General features: G+C 65.1%; 19 protein-coding genes and 2 pseudogenes. 19 read left to right on the top strand and 2 right to left on the bottom strand.

Going from position 1 to position 20,660, the window contains the following annotated elements:
• Positions 1 to 155 precede the first annotated feature (155 nt).
• Both ACQY46_RS00305 and ACQY46_RS00300 read left to right on the top strand, forming a co-directional pair.
• Entirely contained in the window at positions 156 to 1,730 is a 1,575-nt protein-coding gene (locus ACQY46_RS00305) for a xylulokinase (protein WP_428698340.1), read from the top strand.
• Between the two features lie 29 nt (positions 1,731 to 1,759).
• Entirely contained in the window at positions 1,760 to 2,449 is a 690-nt protein-coding gene (locus ACQY46_RS00300) for a CDP-alcohol phosphatidyltransferase family protein (protein WP_428698339.1), read from the top strand.
• On the opposite strand, the pseudogene ACQY46_RS00295 reads toward ACQY46_RS00300, so the two are convergent.
• Positions 2,409 to 2,699, bottom strand: a pseudogene (locus ACQY46_RS00295) (rhodanese-like domain-containing protein); the annotation flags it as partial. The gene ACQY46_RS00300 and the pseudogene ACQY46_RS00295 overlap by 41 nt on opposite strands.
• Before the next feature lie 90 nt (positions 2,700 to 2,789).
• Positions 2,790 to 3,167 (bottom strand): annotated as a pseudogene (locus tag ACQY46_RS00290) (FKBP-type peptidyl-prolyl cis-trans isomerase); the annotation flags it as partial.
• 173 nt (positions 3,168 to 3,340) lie between these two features.
• Here ACQY46_RS00290 and ACQY46_RS00285 point away from each other — a divergent pair.
• From ACQY46_RS00285 to ACQY46_RS00205, 17 genes are all read left to right on the top strand, one after another.
• Positions 3,341 to 4,159, top strand: a complete 819-nt coding sequence (locus ACQY46_RS00285) for a 2-keto-4-pentenoate hydratase (RefSeq protein WP_428698338.1) — start codon at positions 3,341 to 3,343, stop codon at positions 4,157 to 4,159.
• Between the two features lie 138 nt (positions 4,160 to 4,297).
• The gene (locus ACQY46_RS00280; RefSeq protein ID WP_428698337.1) at positions 4,298 to 6,403 is read left to right on the top strand and encodes a 3-hydroxyacyl-CoA dehydrogenase NAD-binding domain-containing protein; all 2,106 of its coding nucleotides are present in this window, start codon (positions 4,298 to 4,300) and stop codon (positions 6,401 to 6,403) included.
• A gap of 469 nt (positions 6,404 to 6,872) precedes the next feature.
• On the top strand, positions 6,873 to 8,153 hold the full coding sequence (locus ACQY46_RS00275) for an ABC transporter substrate-binding protein (RefSeq protein WP_428700555.1): 1,281 nt from the start codon (positions 6,873 to 6,875) through the stop codon (positions 8,151 to 8,153).
• Positions 8,154 to 8,340: 187 nt separating this feature from the next.
• Entirely contained in the window at positions 8,341 to 9,303 is a 963-nt protein-coding gene (locus tag ACQY46_RS00270) for a carbohydrate ABC transporter permease (RefSeq protein ID WP_428698336.1), read from the top strand.
• Complete coding sequence (locus ACQY46_RS00265) at positions 9,300 to 10,250, top strand: carbohydrate ABC transporter permease (RefSeq protein WP_428698335.1); 951 nt, start codon at positions 9,300 to 9,302, stop codon at positions 10,248 to 10,250. The genes ACQY46_RS00270 and ACQY46_RS00265 overlap by 4 nt, the downstream gene beginning before the upstream one ends.
• A gap of 107 nt (positions 10,251 to 10,357) precedes the next feature.
• A complete protein-coding gene (locus tag ACQY46_RS00260; RefSeq protein ID WP_428700554.1) occupies positions 10,358 to 10,555 on the top strand; it encodes a hypothetical protein in 198 nt (65 codons plus the stop codon).
• Between the two features lie 6 nt (positions 10,556 to 10,561).
• Positions 10,562 to 11,677 (top strand): ABC transporter ATP-binding protein, encoded by a 1,116-nt coding sequence (locus tag ACQY46_RS00255; protein WP_428698334.1) that lies wholly within the window; start codon positions 10,562 to 10,564, stop codon positions 11,675 to 11,677.
• A gap of 1 nt (position 11,678) precedes the next feature.
• Positions 11,679 to 12,692: an ABC transporter ATP-binding protein gene (locus ACQY46_RS00250; RefSeq protein WP_428698333.1), complete on the top strand. Its 1,014-nt coding sequence runs from the start codon at positions 11,679 to 11,681 to the stop codon at positions 12,690 to 12,692.
• Positions 12,693 to 13,301: a dihydroxyacetone kinase subunit DhaL gene (dhaL, locus tag ACQY46_RS00245; protein WP_428698332.1), complete on the top strand. Its 609-nt coding sequence runs from the start codon at positions 12,693 to 12,695 to the stop codon at positions 13,299 to 13,301.
• Positions 13,298 to 13,687 carry a dihydroxyacetone kinase phosphoryl donor subunit DhaM gene (gene dhaM, locus ACQY46_RS00240; protein WP_428698331.1) on the top strand — a complete coding sequence of 130 codons (390 nt, stop codon included), beginning with the start codon at positions 13,298 to 13,300 and terminating at the stop codon, positions 13,685 to 13,687. The genes dhaL and dhaM overlap by 4 nt, the downstream gene beginning before the upstream one ends.
• Entirely contained in the window at positions 13,684 to 13,998 is a 315-nt protein-coding gene (locus tag ACQY46_RS00235; protein ID WP_428698330.1) for an HPr family phosphocarrier protein, read from the top strand. Before dhaM ends, ACQY46_RS00235 begins: the two co-directional genes overlap by 4 nt.
• A gap of 5 nt (positions 13,999 to 14,003) precedes the next feature.
• A complete protein-coding gene (gene ptsP, locus ACQY46_RS00230; RefSeq protein WP_428698329.1) occupies positions 14,004 to 15,644 on the top strand; it encodes a phosphoenolpyruvate--protein phosphotransferase in 1,641 nt (546 codons plus the stop codon).
• Positions 15,631 to 16,068: a hypothetical protein gene (locus ACQY46_RS00225; protein ID WP_428698328.1), complete on the top strand. Its 438-nt coding sequence runs from the start codon at positions 15,631 to 15,633 to the stop codon at positions 16,066 to 16,068. Before ptsP ends, ACQY46_RS00225 begins: the two co-directional genes overlap by 14 nt.
• 30 nt (positions 16,069 to 16,098) lie before the next feature.
• Positions 16,099 to 17,088, top strand: coding sequence for a dihydroxyacetone kinase subunit DhaK (gene dhaK, locus ACQY46_RS00220; RefSeq protein WP_428698327.1), 990 nt, complete (start codon positions 16,099 to 16,101; stop codon positions 17,086 to 17,088).
• 56 nt (positions 17,089 to 17,144) lie between these two features.
• A complete protein-coding gene (locus tag ACQY46_RS00215; protein ID WP_428698326.1) occupies positions 17,145 to 18,200 on the top strand; it encodes a sugar phosphate isomerase/epimerase family protein in 1,056 nt (351 codons plus the stop codon).
• A gap of 37 nt (positions 18,201 to 18,237) precedes the next feature.
• Positions 18,238 to 19,413, top strand: a complete 1,176-nt coding sequence (locus ACQY46_RS00210; protein WP_428698325.1) for a Gfo/Idh/MocA family protein — start codon at positions 18,238 to 18,240, stop codon at positions 19,411 to 19,413.
• Positions 19,414 to 19,554: 141 nt separating this feature from the next.
• Entirely contained in the window at positions 19,555 to 20,634 is a 1,080-nt protein-coding gene (locus tag ACQY46_RS00205) for a metal-dependent hydrolase (protein ID WP_428698324.1), read from the top strand.
• Positions 20,635 to 20,660: the final 26 nt, after the last annotated feature.

The following is a 20,660-nucleotide window of genomic DNA, read 5'->3' as shown; positions in this document are numbered from 1 at the left end:
CCGTCCGTGGTGCCGATGAGGCCCCGCCTGTTTCCCCGGTTCTCAAGGGGCGATGAAATCTATAAACCCGATGCCGGCGAAGGAGCAAACGCATCTGGAGATGCCGGCAGGCGGGGGCAATGCAAGTGGGCGAAAACGGTTCTCAGGACACGGACATGCGCGATGCCGGGATTGCCGGCGCCGGCCGGTCGGCGCGTGACCTCGTGATTGCCGCAGATTTCGGGACATCCGGCGTCAAGCTTGCCGCGCTCGACAGGTCGCTGGCACTGAAGGCGGTCGCGATGCGGGCCTATCCATTGTCGCTTCCCGCGTCCGGACAGGCGGAGCAGGCGCCGGCCGACTGGTGGAAGGCCCTTGCGGAAGGCATCGCGGACCTGCGCGGGCTGATACCCGATCTTGCCGAACGCGCCGCCGCACTGGTGTTCTGCGCACAGATGTGCGGCGTTGTCGCGAGCGATGCGTCGGGTGCGCCCTTGCGTCCGGCGATCGTCTGGCTCGACAAGCGGGCCGGCACGATGTCGCGGCAGATGAATGGCGGTTTTCCCTCGCTTGCCGGCTACCGGCTCGACAAGCTCCTTGCCTGGACCCGGATCGCCAATGGTGCGCCGTCGCACAACGGCATGGATCCGCCGGCCAAGATGCTATGGCTGAAACAGTTCGAGCCGGACGTCTTTGCCGGGGCGCACAAGCTTCTCGACGTCAAGGACTGGCTGCTCAACAGGGCGACGGGGCGCTTCGTCACGACCGCCGACAGCGCCAACCTTACATGGATGATGGACACCAGGAAGGGGCGGGAAGGCTGGTCCGCCTATCTTGCCGGACGGCTGGGCATTCCGCTCGACAAGCTGCCGGAGATCGTCGACGGCACCGAAACGGTTGGTGGTCTGCTGGCGGACGCGGCCACCGAACTCGGGCTGGAGCCGGGATTGCCGGTGATTGCCGGTGCCGGCGACGTGGCGGCGACGGCCATTGGCTCCGGCGCGATGGCCGATGGCGAGTTGCATGCCTATGCCGGCACCAGCGCCTGGCTCAGCGGGTTCTTTCCCTCCCGGCGGATCGACATCTTTCATTCCTTCGCGACGATTTCTTCAAGCGTCGGCTACAGGCCCTTGCTGATTGCGACCCAGGAAAGCGCAGGCACTGCTTTTGCCTGGGCCGCACGACTGACCGGCGGGGCGGAAGGCGACACGGATAGTGCGCTTGCCCGTGCCTATGAGGGGATCGGTCCGGTGCGGGCCGATGACCCGCTGTTCGTGCCATGGCTGGCGGGCGAGCGGGTTCCCGTCGACGACGATCGCCTGCGCGGTGTGTTCTATGGGCTTGGCATGCAACACGAGCGGAGCGCGCTGTTGCGCTCGGTGCTGGAAGGTGTCGCGCTCAACATGCGCTGGGCCCTCTCCAAGGTGTCGAAACAGCGTGGCGTGCTTGCCGACGTGCCGCTGCCGCTGGTTGGCGGGGCCGCCGTGAATCCGCTTTTCGCGCAAGGTCTCGCCGATGCACTCAAGCGGCGTGTCGAGGTTCGCGCGCCCCGGCATGCGGGTGTGCGCGGGGCGGCGGCAATCGCCGGCACGAACCTCGGCTGGTTCGACAGCGTGGAGGCCGCGGCGCCGGCGCTGGCGACGGGACCCGCCGAGATCTACGATCCGCAGCACGAGGGCATGGTCTTGAGTGATGCCCGCTCCGCCATGCTCGAACGGCACCGTTCGCGCCTCATTGCGCTTTATCGCTGAACCGGCCTTTCGGCCTCAAGGACAACGCCATGATCGACGGATTGTTCAAGCGCCATATCGACCCGCTATGGGAGAGCATGGCGAGCCCTCTCATCAAGGCCGGCATGAGCCCCAACCAGGTGACGGCAACCGGTCTCGCGCTCGTGACGCTGAGTTCGGCGCTTTATCTGTGGCATGAAAGCCCGGCGCTGTTTGGCCTGATGCTCGCCTTTGCCTTCGCCTTCGATGCGCTGGACGGGGCGGTGGCGCGGCGGCGCGACATGTGCACCAAGTCCGGCGGCTATTTCGATGCAATGGTCGACCGTTACCAGGAACTGGCGGTGCTCGCCTCGATCGCTGCGGTCAGCGATCTGTGGGCGCTCGCCCTGATCGCGTTTTCCGGCGGCGTGATGACGAGTTATGCGAAGGCCCGCACGGCGATCGAGATCCCGATCAGCAACGAGGCGTGGCCGGACTTCTTCGAGCGGCTCGAACGGATCATCTTTCTTTGCGCGATGCTGCTTGCCGCGGGAGGACTGTCGCTTGCCGGTCTGCCTGCCGGGACGACCATTGCTGCCGGCCTGGCGATCTACGCGCTTCTTGCGCATGCAACATCGGTGCAGCGTATCCGGCGCGCGATCTCACTGTTGCGTGCCGCCGACGCTTTGCACAGGGACGATGGCGGGCCGGAGAGCGATATCAGCAAAGCCAGCAGTTTTCCGGCAGGGACGCGGTCGTGACCGGGTTGCCTTCGGCGATCCAGTGCATGACACCTTTCTCGAGGCTGTCGATCCTGCTGTAGCCGGCGCGCTCCGCGAAATAGCGGGCGACAACGGAGGAGCGGCTTCCGGTCCGGCAGATCAGCACGACGGGGTCGTCCTTGCCCGCGAGCGTCGTGAAGCCGGCGAGAAAACCGGGGTTCACCTTGCCATCGCTGTCGAAGAAGGTGAGGAGACGGGCGCCTTCGATTATACCGGTTTCCTTCCATTCCTCGGGGCGACGGATGTCGACCAGCACGGCGCCGTCGGCCAGCTTCTTCTTCAGGGCATCATTGTCGAGATTGCCGAAATTGGCCTTCGAGACGGCGAGCAGTTCGACCTCGAAGCGCAATGTCGCATTGGGCGGGATGACGCCGCCCGCGCCGCGCGCGCCATAGCCGAGTTCAGGAGGGATGACGAGTTCGCGCTTGCCGCCGACCCGCATTCCCTCGACCCCCTGGTCCCAGCCCCGGATCACGCGGCTTGCCCCGAGCGGAAAGGAGAAGGGCTCGCCGCGATCGAGGCTTGAGTCGAACTTCGTGCCATTGGCGAGCCAGCCCGTGTAGTGCACGGTCACGGTCGACCCAGGAACGGCTTCCTCTCCGGTGCCGATGACGATGTCGCGGATTTCGAGTTCGGCGGCGAGCGCGCCCAGCGACAGGGGCAAAAGGGCGCAAAGCGCGATAAGAAGTCTCAGCATCGAGATGATCTCCCGGGATCGGACAATAGGTCTGGCCGAAGATAGCGCGGAGCCCGGCGATCGGAAAGCGGACCGTCGGCAAGGACGGGCGAGGCGCCGGGCTTGCCAGTCCCGGGAAGCCCGGCCATCGTGCCACGAGATCGAAAGAGCGCGCGAGAACAGGACCATAACCCATGAGAGATGACGATGCGGAACTTGCCAGCCGGCTGTTGGGCCTTGCCGGGCATACGGGGTCCTGCCCGCCGATAACGGATGAGGATGCGGGTTTCGGGCTTGTGCGGGCCTACGAGGTGTCGGCGGCCATCGTCGAGCAAAGACGAGCGCGGGGCGAACGCCCTGCCGGGTGGAAGATCGGTTTTACCAACCGAACGATCTGGGACGAGTACGACGTTCATGCCCCGATCTGGGGACCGGTTTATGACACGACGGTCGCCGAGGTGGCAGGGCCGGGCGTTTCCACCTGCGACATCTCGCGGCTGATGGAGCCTCGGATCGAGCCGGAAATCGTGTTTCGTATCGCTGCTCCGCTGCAGGCCGGAGCCGGAGAGGCGGAGCTTCTCGCCTCTATCGACGGCGTGGCGCTCGGCTTCGAGTTTGTGCAGTCGCCTTTCCCCGGATGGCGGTTTCAGGCAGCGGACACCGTGGTGGCGTTTGCCTTGCATGGATTGCTGAGACACACGGCCTTCTCGCCGGTGACTCACGAGAACCGTGATGCCTGGCTGGCGCGCCTTGGCGACTTCACGCTCGATCTCTTCAGAAACGGACAGCATACCGATTCTGGACATTCGGAGAATGTTCTCGGCGGTCCCTTGAGCGCGCTCAAGGCTCTGGTCGACGGCTTGCCCGATACGGCGCTGGCGACGGGGATAGGGGCGGGCGCCGTGGTCACGACAGGGACGCTGACCCGCGCCTTTCCCGTGGCATCCGGCGAGACATGGAGCACGCGCGTCGCCGGGCTGCCGCTGGACGACATCACCCTTGCTCTGACCTGAAGACGGCGCGAGGCACGGTTCGTGCCATCGATATTTTAGGATTGAAACACTTGAGTTGGCCCCTAAACTGCGCCCGCCCCGCCCCGGCGCGGCAGGTGCGAGCTTGCGCCGCATAGCCATTTGCAAGGAGACGCCGTCGTGACCGAACCCGTTCGCTACTCTATCGAGGACGGCATCGCGCTGATCGTCATCGACAATCCTCCCGTCAACGCGCTCTCACAGGCCGTGCGTGCAGGTCTTGCAGCCGCCATCGGGAGGTTTGCCGCGGACGGGGATGCAAAGATCGCGGTGATTGCCGGCGCCGGGCGCACTTTCATTGCCGGCGCCGACATTCGCGAGTTTGGCAAGCCGATGGCCGAACCGTTCCTGCCCGACGTGATCAACATGGTCGAGGCCTGCGCCAAACCGGTGGTTGCCGCCTTGCACGGAACGGCACTTGGCGGCGGGCTCGAGGTTGCGCTGGGCTGTCATGCGCGTGTGGCTCTTGCCTCGGCCAAGGTCGGATTGCCGGAGGTGACCCTCGGAATTCTGCCCGGTGCCGGCGGCACGCAGCGGCTGCCGCGTCTGGCCGGAGCCGACGCCGCGCTCGACCTGATCACCAGCGGCCGCCATGTCGGAGCCGTAGAGGCTTTGAAGCTCGGCGTCGTCGACGCGGTGGTGGATGGAGACGATCCGCTGGAGGCGGGCAAGGCGTTTGCGCGCGAGCTGACCGGCGGTGCCGGTGTTGCCGCCGGCCGCCGCAGTGGCGAGATTGACGCGGGCGACAAGGATCCGGCGCTCTTCGCCGACTGGCGGGCACGGACGCGGAAGTCGGCACGCGGGCAGCTGTCGCCCATGGTCGCGATCGATGCTGTCGAGGCGGCCTTCGACCTGCCGTTCGCCGAGGGGCTGGCGCGCGAGCGGGCACTTTTCACCGAGCTGATGAATTCCGAGCAGAGGGCCGGGCTGATCCACGCGTTTTTCGCGGAACGCGCCGTGGCGAAGATCCCGGAGGCGCAAGGGATCGCGCCGCGAGACATTGCCTCGGTCGGGGTGATCGGCGGGGGCACGATGGGCTCCGGCATTGCCGTGGCAGCTCTCAATGCGGGACTGCCGGTCACTCTGGTCGAACGGGACGCGGCAAGCGCGGATCGGGCGCGCGGTATCGTGACGAAGTTGCTCGACGACGGCGTGCGGCGCGGCAAGCTATCCCAGGCGCGCCGGGAGCAGATCCTTGGCCGGGACTTCACGACGGCAACGGACTACGCGGCGCTTGCCTCGATCGATCTCGTCATCGAGGCGGTTTTCGAGGACATGGACGTGAAGAAGGAGGTCTTCACGAAGCTCGATGCGGTGGCCCGTCCTGGCGCGATCCTGGCGACAAACACTTCCTATCTCGACGTTGACGAGATCGCGGCCGCGACCTCACGGCCCCAGGACGTCATCGGCTTTCACTTCTTCTCGCCCGCCCATGTGATGCGGCTTCTGGAAGTGGTGGTCGCGAAGCAGACGGGCGCCGATGTCGTTGCGACCGGGTTCACGCTGGCCAAACGGCTGAAGAAGGTCGCCGTGCGGGCGGGTGTCTGTGACGGGTTTATCGGAAACCGGTTGCTCAACACCTACCGGAAGGCTGCCGACTACATGGTCGAGGATGGCGCCAGTCCCTACGAGATCGATGCGGCACTGGTCGGCTTCGGGTTCCCCATGGGGCCGTTCGCGGTGGGGGATCTTGCCGGGCTGGACATCGCCTGGGCGGGGCGCAAGCGCCGGGCTGCAACACGCGATCCCCGCGAACGCATTGTCGGGTTTGCCGATCGTCTTTGCGAGCGGGGCTGGTTCGGCCAGAAGACCGGGCGCGGGTTCTACCTCTACGAGGACGGCGCGCGGCGCGGGACGCCGGATCCGGAGGTTGAAGCCATCATCGCCGCCGAGCGCGAGGCCAAGGGGATCACGCCCCGCAGCTTCTCCGCCGAGGAGATCGTGACGCGCTATATGGCCGCGATGATCAACGAGGCCGCGAGGATCGTCGAGGAGGGCATTGCCCTGCGCCCGCTCGATGTCGATGTGACGATGATTGCCGGTTACGGCTTTCCACGCTGGCGCGGCGGCCCGATGCACTACGCGGACCGGATGGGCCTGCAGGCCGTGCTTGCCGATCTTCGGCAGCTTCACGCGGAAGATCCGTTTTTCTGGGAACCCGCTCCCTTGCTTGCCCGACTGGTGGAAGCCGGAGAGGATTTCGCTTCGCTGAACGGGCAGGACTGAACCGCCACCTCCGACTTTTTTGCCGGAGGCCTGTTGCGCTGCCAGAGAACCCGTTTTCGACAAGCGCCGGGAACCAGGAGCTCCCTGCGCTTTTTTTTGGTGCGCGAAAAAGATCGCGCGGAAAATGTTTATAATCAGCGTTTTCATTTTATCGGGCAGATGCGCAATGATGTTACCTGGATCTCATTTGGTTCGAAATTAATTCACTATTTTTCGGCTTTTGACACGCAATGGTTGTTGCGTCGCGGGAGGAATATGCGGCTTTGCAACAACGAAATCGCTTGATTTGTTTAGCATTCACTATCCAACTAAACATCGCGGTAAACATCCGAAACGGGTGGAGTCCACGCGGGAGGCGGGGGCGCGGCCGGTGACTGCACATTGCGGGCCCGACAGAACAGCCGCGAGACTGTGGGAGGATCACGTGAACAGATATCGGAAGACATGGGCTGCAGCCCTGTGCGGAACGATGATGAGCGGGTTGGCCGTCACGTCGGCACAGGCGGAAGACATCACCCTGTGCTGGGCTGCCTGGGACCCGGCCAACGCGCTTGTCCAGCTGTCGAAGGATTTCACCGCCGAAACCGGCATCGGCATGAAGTTCGAGTTCGTGCCATGGCCGAACTTCGCCGACCGCATGCTCAACGAGCTCAACTCGGGCGGCAAGCTCTGCGACCTGCTGATCGGCGATAGCCAGTGGATCGGCGGCGGTGCGGAGAACGGCCATTACGTCAAGCTCAACGACTTTTTCGAGGCCGAGAAGATCAGCATGGACGATTTCGCTCCGGCGACCGTCTATGCCTACTCGACCTGGCCGAAGGGCACGCCGAACTACTGGGCGCTGCCGGCAATGGGCGATGCCAACGCCTGGTTCTATCGCAAGGACTGGTTCTCGAAGCCGGAGATCCAGGCAGCGTTCAAGGCCGAGTACGGTCGTGACCTCGCTCCGCCCAAGACCCAGACCGAGCTGATGGAGATTGCCAGGTTCTTCCAGGGTCGGGAGATCGACGGCAAGACCCGCTATGGCATCAACATCTTCACCGAGCGCGGCTCGGAAGGCATCACCATGGGTGCGACAGGCGCGCTCTATGCGTGGGGGTTCAAATACGAGAACACGCCGGGCAAGTACGACATGGAAGGCGCGGTGAACTCACCCGAGGCGGTGGCGGCACTGGAGTTCTACAAGGAGCTCTACAAGTGCTGCACGGCGCCGGGCTACACCGACAGCTACATGCAGGAGAGCCTCGACAGCTTCAAGTCCGGCCAGGTCGCGATGGCGATGAACTGGTTCGCCTTCTTCCCCGGCCTCTACAAGGACGAACAGGTCGGTGGTGACAAGATCGGCTTTTTCGTCAATCCCGGCCAGAACGTCGAAGCCTCGACGCTCGGCGGGCAGGGCATCTCCGTCATCTCCTATTCCGACAAGAAGGAACAGGCGCTCAAGTACATCAAGTGGTTCGCCCAGCCGGAGGTGCAGGCCAAGTGGTGGTCGCTCGGCGGCTACTCGGCCCACAACTCGGTCCTGAACGATCCGGGCTTCAAGGACAGCCAGCCCTTCGCGGCCGACTTCCTCGTGGCGATGGGCGGCGTGCAGGACTTCTGGCAGGAGCCGGCCTATGCCGAACTGCTTCTTGCCATGCAGAAGCGGTTGCACGACTACGTCGTTGCCGACCAGGGCACCGCCCAGGAAGCCCTCGACAAGCTGATCGAGGACTGGACGGAAACCTTCGAGGACGAAGGAAAACTCTGAACACATCCAGAGTGATGCTCTCCCGCCGTCCAACTGGCGGCGGGGGAGATGCCGGAGAGAACCGGTGCAGGTTCCCGCACCAGGGTACGGTTCGCGCAGCTCCGGCGAAAACCGGCCGGCCTGCGCCCTGCGAACGTCGCCCGAATCCTTGACTGCCGCCCGACCGTTGCCCAATCGGAACCCCGTCATGTCACAGCAAGAGATCAGCAGCAGCGCCGCCGAGCAGGTGGCCAGCCGGACGCCGCCCGGCCTTGCGCGAAAAGTGCGCGGCCTGTCGGACCGGGCGATTGCCTGGATCTTCATCGCGCCAACGATCGTGCTCCTGCTTGCGATCAACGTGTTCCCGCTGATCTGGACGGTCTATCTGTCCTTCACGAATTTCCGCGCCAACCGACCCAACCGGGAAGTCGAATGGGTGGGCCTGCGCAATTACGAGCGCGTGCTGACCGACAGCGACATCTGGCACAACATGCTGGTGACGTCGCATTTCCTGTTCTGGACGATGTTCTTCCAGGTGCTGATCGGTTTCGGCCTCGCATGGCTGATCAACAAGAACTTCCGCGGACACGGTGTCTGGACGACGGTCATCCTGCTGCCGATGATGCTGTCTCCCGCTGTCGTGGGCAATTTCTGGACGTTTCTCTATCAGCCGCAGATCGGCCTCTTCAATTATGTGGTGAGCTTCTTCACCGGCGCCGACCCCTCCTCGTTCCAGATGATCGGCAGCGTCGACCTGGCACCCTGGGCGATCGTCATTGTCGATACGTGGATGTGGACGCCCTACACGATGCTGATCTGCCTCGCGGGGCTGCGCTCCATTCCCGACTACATCTATGAAGCGGCGGAGGTCGACCGGGCCGGACCTTTCCGCACCTTCTGGTCGATCACGCTGCCGATGGTGATGCCGTTCCTGATGCTGGCGGTGCTGTTCCGCGCCATCGAGAACTTCAAGATGTTCGATCTCGTCGTCGAGTTGACGTCGGGCGGTCCCGGATCAGTGACGGAACTGGCGTCGATCAACCTGAAGCGCGAGGCCTTCGAGAAATGGCGCACCGGCCTTTCCTCGGCCTTCGCCATCATCCTGTTCGTGACGGTGTTCGGCGCTGCCAACATCTACGTCAAGGCGCTCAACACGGTGAAGAGCAGATGAGCACGACAACCGCCCACTCCGTCGTCGCACCAGGCCGCCGGACACGACTTGTCGCCGGCCTTCTGGTCGTCGTCTACGCACTCGTGACCATGGTGCCGCTCGCCTGGATCTTCCTGACGGGCTTCAAGACGCCGCCGGATTCCATCTCCTATCCGCCGAAGGTGGTGTTCGAGCCCTCGCTCGAGGGCTACGTGAACCTCTTCACGACGCGCTCGCGGCAGACGCCGGAATACATGGAAAGCCTGCCGCCGCCCCAGACCTGGTACGAGGACCTGGTGCGCTCGCGGCACATGGTCATTGCCGGTCCGTCGAAATTCGGCGAGCGTTTCCTCAACTCCGTGATCATCGGCTTCGGGTCGACCTTCCTGTCGGTCTTCCTCGGGACGCTGGCTGCCTACGCGTTTTCCAGGTTCAAGGTTCCACTGGCCGACGATCTGCTGTTCTTCATCCTCTCGACCAGGATGATGCCGCCGATCGCCGTGGCGATCCCGATCTTCCTGATGTACCGCACGGTCGGGCTTTCCGACACACATCTGGGCATGATCATTCTCTATACGGCGGTCAACGTGTCGCTCTCCGTCTGGCTGCTGAAGGGGTTCGTCGACGAGATCCCGCGGGAATACGAGGAAGCGGCGCTGATCGACGGCTACACGCGGCTTCAGGCTTTCGTGAAGGTGGTGCTTCCCCAGATGGCGACCGGCATCGCGGCGACGGCGATCTTCTGCCTGATCTTCGCCTGGAACGAATACGCCTTCGCATTGCTGCTAACGTCCGGAACGGCGCAGACGGCCCCTCCCTTCATCCCCACCATCATCGGCGAAGGCGGCCTCGACTGGCCGGCCATCGGCGCGGGCGTGACGCTGTTCCTGCTGCCGGTGCTCGTCTTCACCATCCTGCTGCGCAAGCACCTTTTGCGGGGCATCACCTTCGGAGCGGTTCGCAAATGACCGGGTCAACGGACAAGGCCAGGCCGGCAGTGCCCGGCGGCGATCTTCAGAACGCGCGCGACAGGATCGCCGCGCAGCGGACGCATCCGCCAGGTCATGCCGCACGCCTGGCTGCGGGAGCCAGTGCGCAGGGAGGTCGCCGTATCCTGCGGCGCGGTCCGTGGGAACTGCTCGCGACGGTGCTGATCGGGCTTGGTGTCGTCATGCTGATGCAGCCATTCGCCATGGCCCTCTTCACCTATTCCTTCATCACGATCCTGACCGGCACCGTGATGTTCATCATCGTCAGCCACTTTCCGGAATAGGACGCCATGGCGGAGATCAGGGTCGAAGCCCTCCAAAAGAATTTCGGCGAGTTCACCGCGGTGAAGGGATCCACCTTCACCGTCGCCGATGGCGAGTTCTTCGTCATGCTGGGCCCGTCGGGCTGCGGCAAGACGACCACGCTCAGGATGATCGCGGGGCTGGAACTGCCGACCTCCGGGAGCATCTTCCTGGGAGGCGAGGACGTCACCTTCAATCGCGCCTCGCATCGCGACATTGCCTTCGTGTTCCAGCTTTTTGCGCTCTATCCGCATATGAACGTGCGCAAGAACATGGGCTTCCCGCTGGTGTGCCAGGGCATGCCGCGCGCCGACATCCGCCAAAGGGTCGAGGAAACGGCGCGCCTGCTGCGGATCGACCACATTCTCGACAAGCCGGTCTCGGGGCTTGCCGGCGGCGACCGGCAGCGGGTGGCGCTCGGGCGCGCCATCGTGCGCCGGCCGATGGCCTTCATGATGGACGAGCCGCTGGGCACGCTCGACAGCGAGTTCCGCGACCTGATGGTCCGAGAGTTGCGCGAGTTGCACAACTCGATCGGGGCGACGACGGTCTACGTCACCCACGACCAGCTCGAGGCGATGGCCATGGCCGACAAGATCGCGGTGATGAACCATGGCGTCATCGAGCAGTTCGGCCATCCCCAGGAGATCTACGACCGGCCGGCGACGATGTTCGTCGCCGATTTCATCGGCTCGCCGCCGATGAACTTTCTGACTGTCGAGGGAGGTCTTGCGCCCGGCGCGCGCGATGTCGGCCTGAAGGAGGCGCGCATCGAGGTGCCGGAACTGCGCGAGGCGGCACCGGCGGAAACGCTCATGCTCGGTCTGCGCCCGGAACATATCCGCCTTGACGATGCCGGTCCGTTGCGCGGCGAGGTTTTCGGCACGGAGTATCTCGGCACCACGCAGATTGTCACGCTCAACGTTGGCGACACGCAGGTCAAGGCGCGCCTGGCGGCGGATGTCATGTTGCGCGAAGGCGAAACCGTCGGCCTGTCGCTCGATACTGCCCGGTTGTCGCTCTTCGACGCGACCAGCGGGCGGGCGCTGGCCAGCGCCCGCGATGATGCGGCGCATGCCCTGCGCACCGGAACGGGAGGCTGACATGGCAACGGTGAGCCTGTCGGGCATCAACAAGCATTTCGGCCGGACAAAGGCGATCGACGATCTGTCGCTCAGCATCGCTTCGGGCGAGTTCGTCGTTCTGCTCGGCCCGACGGGCGCAGGCAAGACGACGACGCTGCGGCTGATCGCCGGTCTCGAGACGCCGGATGGCGGGCGTGTGTCGATAGACGGCGCCGACGTGACCGCGACGCCACCTGCCGGACGCGATGTCGCCTTTGTCTTCCAGCAATACTCGCTCTATCCGCATCTGAGCGTCTTCGACAATCTCGCCTTCCCGCTGCGCTCCCCGGCGCGCCGGGTTCCCGAAAACGAGATCCGCCGGACGGTCGAGCAGGTCGCCGGGATGCTGCGCATCGGCCACAAGCTCAAGAACCGCTCGACACAACTCTCCGGCGGCGAGATGCAACGTGTCGCCATCGGCCGGGCGCTGGTGCGCCAGCCGTCGATCTACCTGATGGACGAGCCGCTGTCGTCGCTCGATGCGAAGCTGCGCGCGGACCTGCGCCTGGAACTGAAGCGGATCCAGCGCGAACTGGATGCCACGATCCTCTATGTCACGCATGACCAGATCGAGGCGATGACGATGGCGGACCGCATCGGCATCCTGTCGGAAGGGCGGCTTGTGCAGATCGGCACCCCCCGGGAGATCTATGAGGACCCCGACAATGTCTATGTCGCGGCCCGGCTCGGCCAGCCTTCGATCAACGTTCTTCCGGTGGGGATACTGCCGGCGCCGGAAGTGCCGGCCAATGCGTTCTCGATCGGCGCGCGCACGGAACATTTGCGCATTGCGCAGGCGGATGCCACAAGCGCCAACGCACGGCTCGACTGGGTCGAGCATCTCGGCGACCAGAACCACCTGCATATCCGCATCGGCGATTTCCGGCTGACAACGCTGGCCGATCCGGCAAGCGACCTTGCCTCCGGCGAAGCGATCCGGGTGGAAGCGGCTACGGCGCTTTACTTTGACGAAGACGGAAAGCGGATCAGATAGATGAGCGACACCGACAAGGACGTGGGAGCGACCATCGAGGCGGTGGCGCAGGCGATCATCGCGCATGCGGACGAGCTGACCGAGCTGGATTCGGCGATCGGCGACGGCGACCACGGCCACAACATGAAGCGCGGCATGCTGGCCGTGCTGGACGATCTCGAGGTGCTGTCCGCCAAGCCGTGGGACGAGGCGCTGAAGGCGGCCGGCATGCAACTCGTGATGAAGGTCGGCGGGGCGTCCGGTCCGCTTTACGGGACGCTGTTCATGACGCTCGGCAAGACGCTCGACACGCCGCCGACGCGCGCCGGGCTCGTCGCAGCCTTCGATGCGGCCATCGAGGCGGTGATGGCGCGGGGCAAGGCGCATGCCGGGCAGAAGACCATGCTCGATGTGGTGGTGCCGGTGGCCGCGGCCCTGAAAGAGGGCAAGGGGCCTGCGGAAATCGCCGCGGTGGCCGCCGACGCGTGCGCGGCAACCCGCGACATGCTGGCGACGAAGGGGCGGGCGTCCTTTCTCGGCGAACGGTCGATCGGTCACATCGACCCGGGCGCCCGGTCGAGCCAGATCATTATCGAGGCGATAGCCGCCCGTTTTGGAGATGTGAAATGAGCAATGTCGGCATCGCGATCGTGTCGCATTCGCCGCTGGTGGCGGAAGGAACTGCGGACATGGTCCGGCAGATGGTCGGCGACGAGGTTCCGCTCGCCTGGTGTGGCGGAGATCCGGACGGAGGGCTCGGCACCAGTGTCGAGGCGATCCTGAAGGCCATCGACGCGGCCTGGTCGGAAGCGGGCGTTGCACTTCTCGTCGATCTCGGGGGGGCGGAGACGAATTCGGAAATGGCCGTCGAAATGCTGCCGGCCGAACGTTCGGGCAAGGTTGTCGTGTGCAACGCTCCGATCGTCGAGGGGGCAGTGATCGCCGCCACGGAAGCTTCGGGCGGTGCTTCGCTTGAAGAGGTGCGGCGCACTGCCGAGGAACTTTCGGGTCTATGAGGACGAATGACATGAATGACGTGGTGCTGACGGCCAATGTGCTGCTGGAGCACGAGGTGGGCCTGCACGCCCGGCCATCGGTGAAGCTTACCAAGCTTGCCAAGACCTTCAGCGCAGCGGTCGAGGTCAGTCCCGGCCCCGATGGTCCCTGGGTGGATGCCAAAAGCATCGTCAAGGTGATGGCGACACGCGCCCCGAAGGGCACGATCCTGCACTTCCGCGCAAGCGGGGAGACGGCGCAAGCCGCGCTCGATGCGCTGGTGAAACTGGTTGAAGACGACTTCGAAACGGGCACGGGCGATACGGATTGACGGCAATGGTGCAGGTCGGGCGGCAAGCTGAAACGCGAAAGGGACGGGCCGCCTCGCCGGGACTGGCCAGCGGACCCGTCGTCCCGCTTGAAGCGACCGCCATCCGGGCCGAGGCGACGACGGCTCGTCCGGCCGACCCGGCCGCAGAGCTTGCGCGGCTGGCACAGGCGCTTGAGGATGCCTCCGCGCAACTGAGTGTCCTGATCGAACGTGTCGATGAGGACGCGGCCGAAATGCTCGAGTTCCAGTTGGCCATGATCGAGGACGAGGAACTGTCGGCTCCGGCCGTCGCGGCGATCACGGGCGGAGCCGCAGCGCCGGTGGCCTTCGAGGCGGCGCTGGATGCCGCCATTTCCGGATATCTTGCATCGGACGACGACTATTTCCGTGCGCGATCCGCGGATCTTGTCGACATCCGCGACCGGGTGCTCCGCCTGCTTTCGGCGCCCGGTGCCGCTGAAAGTTCGCGTGGCCCGAAGGGTGCCATTCTCACGGGCGTCGACATCACGCCGAGCCGGTTTCTGGAAACCGACTGGAGCGAGGGGGGCGGTATCGCGCTTGCAGAGGGGAGCCCTTCGAGCCATGTCGCGATGCTGGCGCGCGCCCGCGGCGTGCCGATGGTCACGGGCCTCGGGGCCCTGGATGCCGCCGGGCGCGTGACGGCCATTGTCGACGGAGAGACGGGAACCGTCTGGTTCGACCCGGACGCGGCGGTGCAGGCCGAGCATGAGGCTTTGCGAACCCGGCGCGCGCGCGAAGCCGGCGCCGCGCGGGCCTATCTCGACAAACCGGCGCGCACCGCCTGCGGCGAACCTGTGTCGGTAATGGTGAACATCGCCGAGCCCGACGAGGTGGACGGGATCGATCCCGCGCATTGCGACGGGGTCGGCCTGATGCGAACCGAATTCCTGTTCCACGGACCCGGAGGGCTGCCGGACGAGGAGACGCAGTACCGTGCCTATCGCAAGGTTCTGGAGTGGGCGGGAGGGCGCAGCGTCACCATCCGCACGCTGGACGCCGGTGGCGACAAGCCGGTACCGGGACTGACGATCGCCGAGGCAAACCCGTTTCTGGGGTGCCGTGGCATTCGCCTGTCATTGCTGAGACCTGAAATCTTCCGCGTCCAGTTGCGGGCACTCGCAAGAGCTGCGGTGCACGGAAACCTTCAGGTCATGTTGCCGATGGTCAGTCAGCCGGACGAGATCGAACGTGCCGGAGAACTGTTCGATGCCTGTATCGAGGAGTTGCGCGCGGAAGGCATTGAGGCGGTGAGGCGCCCGCCGCTCGGCATCATGGTCGAAGTGCCGTGCGTGGCAATCACGCCGGAGAGGTTTCTTGCCGCGGACTTCTTCTCCATCGGGTCGAACGACCTGACACAGTATGTGATGGCGGCAGGGCGCGACTCCGCCGAGGTGGCGGAGATCGGGCGGGCGGACGATCCGGCCGTGCTGGCGCTTGTCGAGGCGACGGTGCGCGCGGGACAGGCGGCGAAGCGACCGGTCAGCCTGTGCGGTGATGCCGGCAGCGACCTTGCCGTCTTGCCGAAGCTGCTCGCCCGGGGGCTGCGGCGGGTGTCGATCGCGCCGGCCGCGCTGGCCCGGGTGAAAGCCGCGATCGCGGCGACGCGGCTCGATGCAGATGGCTAGGGATCCCGTCAAGGAGCCGCCCGACAGCGCCCAGATGGTGGCGCTCTACAAGAGTGTCCTCCAGAAGGTTCTGGACAAGCGCCCTTCCGGTACGCGGCAACGGGTTGCCGCCGCCCTTGGCAAGAACCGGAGCTTTGTTTCCCAGATCTCCAACCCGGCCTACTCCACGCCGATCCCTGCCGCGCATGTTGAGCAGATAATGGAGATCTGCCACTTTTCGCCAAAGGAACGGGAGGCCTTTATCGAGGCCTATGCGCTTGCCCATCCCAGGCACCAGGGCCTGGTCGACAAGGGGCCTAAGGTGCGCGCGCGGACGCTGTTCCTGCCCGATCTTGGCGACATGGAGCGCAATCGAAAGCTCGACGCCCTCATCGACGACTTCATCCGAAACCTGTCTGATCTCGTCGATGACGGTGGCGGATAGCGGTACTCTTTTCCGGTTTGGGAGGACTGAATGAAAAAGCTGATCAACTCCGTCGACACCGTCCTGAGCGACAGTCTCCGCGGGTTTTGCCGCGCGCACGGGGACATTCTTGTCGCGGGCGAAGACCTGAAGTTCATCCGGCGCAAGGATCTCAAGCAGGGCAAGGTGGCGCTGATTTCGGGAGGTGGTTCCGGTCACGAACCGCTGCATGGCGGTTTTGTCGGTCACGGAATGCTCGATGCCGCGTGCCCGGGCCAGGTTTTCACATCGCCGACGCCCGACCAGATGATTGCCGCCGTCGAGGCGGTGGATACCGGGGCGGGAGCCCTCTTCATCGTCAAGAACTATGAGGGCGACGTGATGAATTTCGAGATGGCGGCCGAGATGGCCGCCAGCGAGATCGCCACGGTGCTGACCAATGACGATGTGGCCGTGGAGGACTCCCTTTACACGACCGGCCGGCGCGGGGTCGCGGGAACGCTGGTCGTGGAAAAGATCGTCGGGGCCGCCGCCGAGGCGGGCGGCGATCTCGCCAGCCTCAAGGCGCTGGGCGACAGGGTGAACGCCCGTACCCGTTCGATGGGCGTGGCATTGACCAGCTGCACTGTCCCGGCCGCCGGCAAGCCGATGTTCGAGATCGGCGATGGCGAGATGGAGATGGGTGTCGGCATACACGGCGAGCCTGGGCGACGCCGCGTGAAGCTTGCCACGGCCGAGGAGATCGCCGCCGAGATGACCGGCGCGATCCTGCGTGACCTGGGCGATGCGGCTGCCGGCGAGGTGCTTCTCTTCGTCAACGGGTTTGGCGCGACACCGGCGATGGAGCTTTATCTGATGTATGGCGAGGCGGCGAAGAGCGTGGATGCCGCCGGACTTTCCATCGCCCGTTCGCTTGTCGGAAACTATGTCACGGCGCTCGACATGGCCGGCTGCTCGATCACCGTGACGGTGCTCGACGAGGAGATGAAGAGGTTCTGGGACGCATCGGTTCACACCGCCGCGTTGCGCTGGGGGATGTAGGAGCAGGGAACGCCCGTTCGGACGGCGTTTCCGGCAGCGACAGGGAGGAGACAGTCATGAAGACGATGAAGGGGCCGGGGATTTTCCTGGCACAGTTCGCGGGCGATGCCGCGCCGTTCAACTCGCTGCCGTCGATTGCCGACTGGGCGGCGTCGCTCGGCTATGCCGGCGTCCAGATCCCGACCTGGGACGGGCGGCTGTTCGACCTCGACAAGGCGGCGGACAGCCAGGACTATTGCGACGAGGTTGCCGGCATCTGCCGTGCGGCAGGGGTCGAGATCACCGAGCTCTCGACCCATCTGCAGGGCCAGCTCGTTGCCGTCAATCCGGCCTATGACGCCGCCTTTGACGGGTTTGCCGCCCCGCATGTGCGCGGCAATCCGAAGGCGCGGCAGGAATGGGCCGTCGACCAGATGATGAAGGCCGCCAGGGCCTCGCGCCGGTTCGGGCTCGACGCCAGCGTCTCCTTCCCGGGCGCGCTCGCCTGGCCCTATGTCTATCCCTGGCCGCAGCGGCCGGCCGGTCTCGTCGACACGGCCTTTGACGAACTTGCCAGGCGCTGGCGCCCGATCCTCGACGCCTATGACGAGGTCGGCGTCGATGTCTGCTACGAGATCCATCCGGGCGAGGACATTTTCGACGGCGCGACGTTCGAGATGTTCCTGGAGAAGGTCGACAATCACCCGCGCTGCTGCATCAATTACGACCCCTCGCATTTCGTGCTGCAGCAGCTCGACTATCTCGCCTTCATCGACATCTACCACGAGCGGATCAAGGCGTTTCACGTCAAGGACGCGGAATTCAACCCCGACGGACGGCAGGGGGTCTATTCCGGCTACCAGCCCTGGGTCAGCCGGGCCGCGCGGTTCCGTTCTCTGGGCGACGGGCAGGTGGATTTCGCCAGTATCTTCTCCCGGCTCGCCGCGCATGACTACGGTTCCTGGGCAGTGCTCGAATGGGAATGCTGCCTCAAGCATCCCGAGGACGGTGCGGCGGAGGGGGCTCCCTTCATCGCCCAGCACATCATCCGGGTGACGGAGAAGGCCTTCGACGACTTCGCCGGAAGCGGCGCGGACGAGGCAGCCAACCGCCGGATGCTCGGCATCGACTGAGGTTTTGACAAGGGATCGGCACCGGGAGGATCACGAGATGGCGATTGAAGGTGGAAAGGACAACGCGGCCGGCGGCCGCATCCGGCTCGGCATGGTCGGTGGAGGCGAGGGCGCCTTCATCGGCGGTGTGCATCGCATCGCGGCGCGTCTTGACGGAGAGTTTGACCTCGTTGCCGGCGCCCTGTCGTCGGATCCCGACCGGGCGCGAGCCTCCGGCGCCGCCCTCGGCCTGATGCCGGAGCGCAGCTATGCCTCTTTTGCCGAAATGGCGAAACGCGAGGCCCGCCTGAAGAACGGCATCGAGGCGGTGGCGATCGTCACGCCCAACCACATGCACTATCCGGCAGCGCGCGAGTTCCTCAAGCGTGGCATCCATGTGATCTGCGACAAGCCGCTGACCTCGACGCTGCCGGATGCGAGGAAGCTCGCGGCATTGGCGGAAAAATCGGGCGCGGTCTTTGTGCTGACGCATAACTACACCGGCTATCCGATGGTCCGCCAGGCGCGCGAGATGATCGCCTCCGGCATGCTCGGCCGCTTGCGGGTGGTGCAGGCGGAGTATCCGCAGGACTGGCTGAGCGAGCGGCTTGAGGCGACCGGTCAGAAACAGGCGGACTGGCGCACCGATCCGGCCCGCTCCGGCGCCGGTGGCTGCGTCGGCGACATCGGCACCCATGCCTACAATCTTGCCTGTTTCGTCACGGGTCTTGCCGCCGAGGAACTGGCCGCCGATCTGACCACCTTCGTCGATGGCCGCAAGCTCGACGACAACGTCCACGTCATGCTGCGATTTTCGGGCGGGGCGCGTGGCATGCTGTGGGCGAGCCAGGTGGCGCCCGGCAACGAAAACGGGCTCCGCCTCAGGGTCTATGGCGAAAAGGGCGGCCTCGAATGGGAGCAGGAACAGCCCAACCATCTTTGGTACACGCCCTTTGGCGAGGAAAAGCGGCTGATCACCCGGGGAGGGGCGGGCGCGGGTGCTGCCGCTGCGCGGGTCAGCCGTATTCCGGCCGGCCATCCGGAAGGCTATCTTGAAGGCTTCGCCAATATCTATCAGGAGGCGGCCCGTGCGATCCGCGCCGCGCGCGACGGCGGGGGGCGACCGGACCCGGATGTCCTCTATCCGACCGTCTCGGACGGACTCGCGGGCATGGCCTTCATCGACGCGTGCGTGCGGTCGTCGGCACGCAACGGGCAATGGGTCCGTCTTTGAACCGCTGATCTGCCGGTGCGGGCGCCAACCGGACAGAAAGTGCCCGGTGCTGGCGTTTTCCGTGTGAGGGCCCTATGTGGGGGGCGCATGACCAGAAGGTCATGCGCCCGTTCCCTCAAAACCGGACCGCAACACCCGCCCATGGATTCACTTACCCAGTTCGTTCTCGGCGCGGCGGTCTCGACGGCCCTGCTCGGCAAGACGCTCGGTCCCCGCAGGGCCGCGCTCGTTGGCGGTGTGTTGGGGACGTTGCCCGACCTCGATGTCTTCCTTCCCTTTGACGACCCGGTCGACAGCTTCGTCCTGCACCGCGGCGCGACCCATTCGCTCTTTATCCAGGCGCTGGCGGCGCCCGTCTTTGGCGAGGTGCTGCGGCGGCTGTTCAAACCGCTTCGGGACAAGCGCCTGCTGGTCTGGCTGACGGTCTATCTGTGTTTCGCCACCCATGCCCTGATCGATGCGATGACGGTCTACGGAACGCGGCTGTTCTGGCCGCTTTCGCCCGATCCGGTCGGGATCGGCTCCGTCTTCATCATCGATCCCCTCTACACGCTGCCTTTGCTGGGGGTGGTCGTCTGGGCGCTTTTACGCAGCACGTGGTCGCCGGGACTTGCCCGCGGCACCGTGGCGGCCCTTGTGGTGAGTACCGGCTATCTCGGGCTTTCCGTCCTGTTGCAGGCGCATATGGAGAGCCGGGCGCGGACGATCTTCGCGGGAGCGGGGTTGGCGCCGGATCGTGTCTTTGCGATCGCGGCTCCCCTCAACACGGTCCTTTGGAAGGTGATCGGTCTGGAAAACGGCCGCTACCACAATCTCTACCTGTCGTTTCTGGATGGCGACACGCCCCCGGTGATCTACACGCACGACCGGGGTGGAGACATGCTGGGATGCCTTGAGGGGAATCCGGCTTTCGCCAAGCTCGACTGGTTCAGCCGCGGTTATTTCCGCGCGGAACATGTGGGAGAACATATCGTCGTGTCCGACTTGCGCATGGGACTGACGCCGGCCTATGCGTTCCGCTTCGCCATCGCTAAACGCAATGGCGCGGGTTTCGAGCCGATCGTGCCGGAACGTGACATGACCTATCGGCGAACCAGCGAAGGCGATGCCGACTGGCTGCTGGCGCGTGTCGGCGGACAGCCTTCACTTCGGCGCGCCGAAGCGGATGCGGCGGGCGCTCTTGGGTCGTTCTCCGCCGGGCTTGCGGGACGTGCGTGCTGAATCTCATTTTGCCGTAACGGCAGCAT

Origin of the sequence: Stappia sp. (genome assembly GCF_965276915.1) — a bacterium.
Lineage (GTDB): Bacteria > Pseudomonadota > Alphaproteobacteria > Rhizobiales > Stappiaceae > Stappia.
The sequence above is the reverse complement of the archived record's forward strand: the minus strand, read 5'-3'. Positions and strand labels throughout refer to the sequence as shown.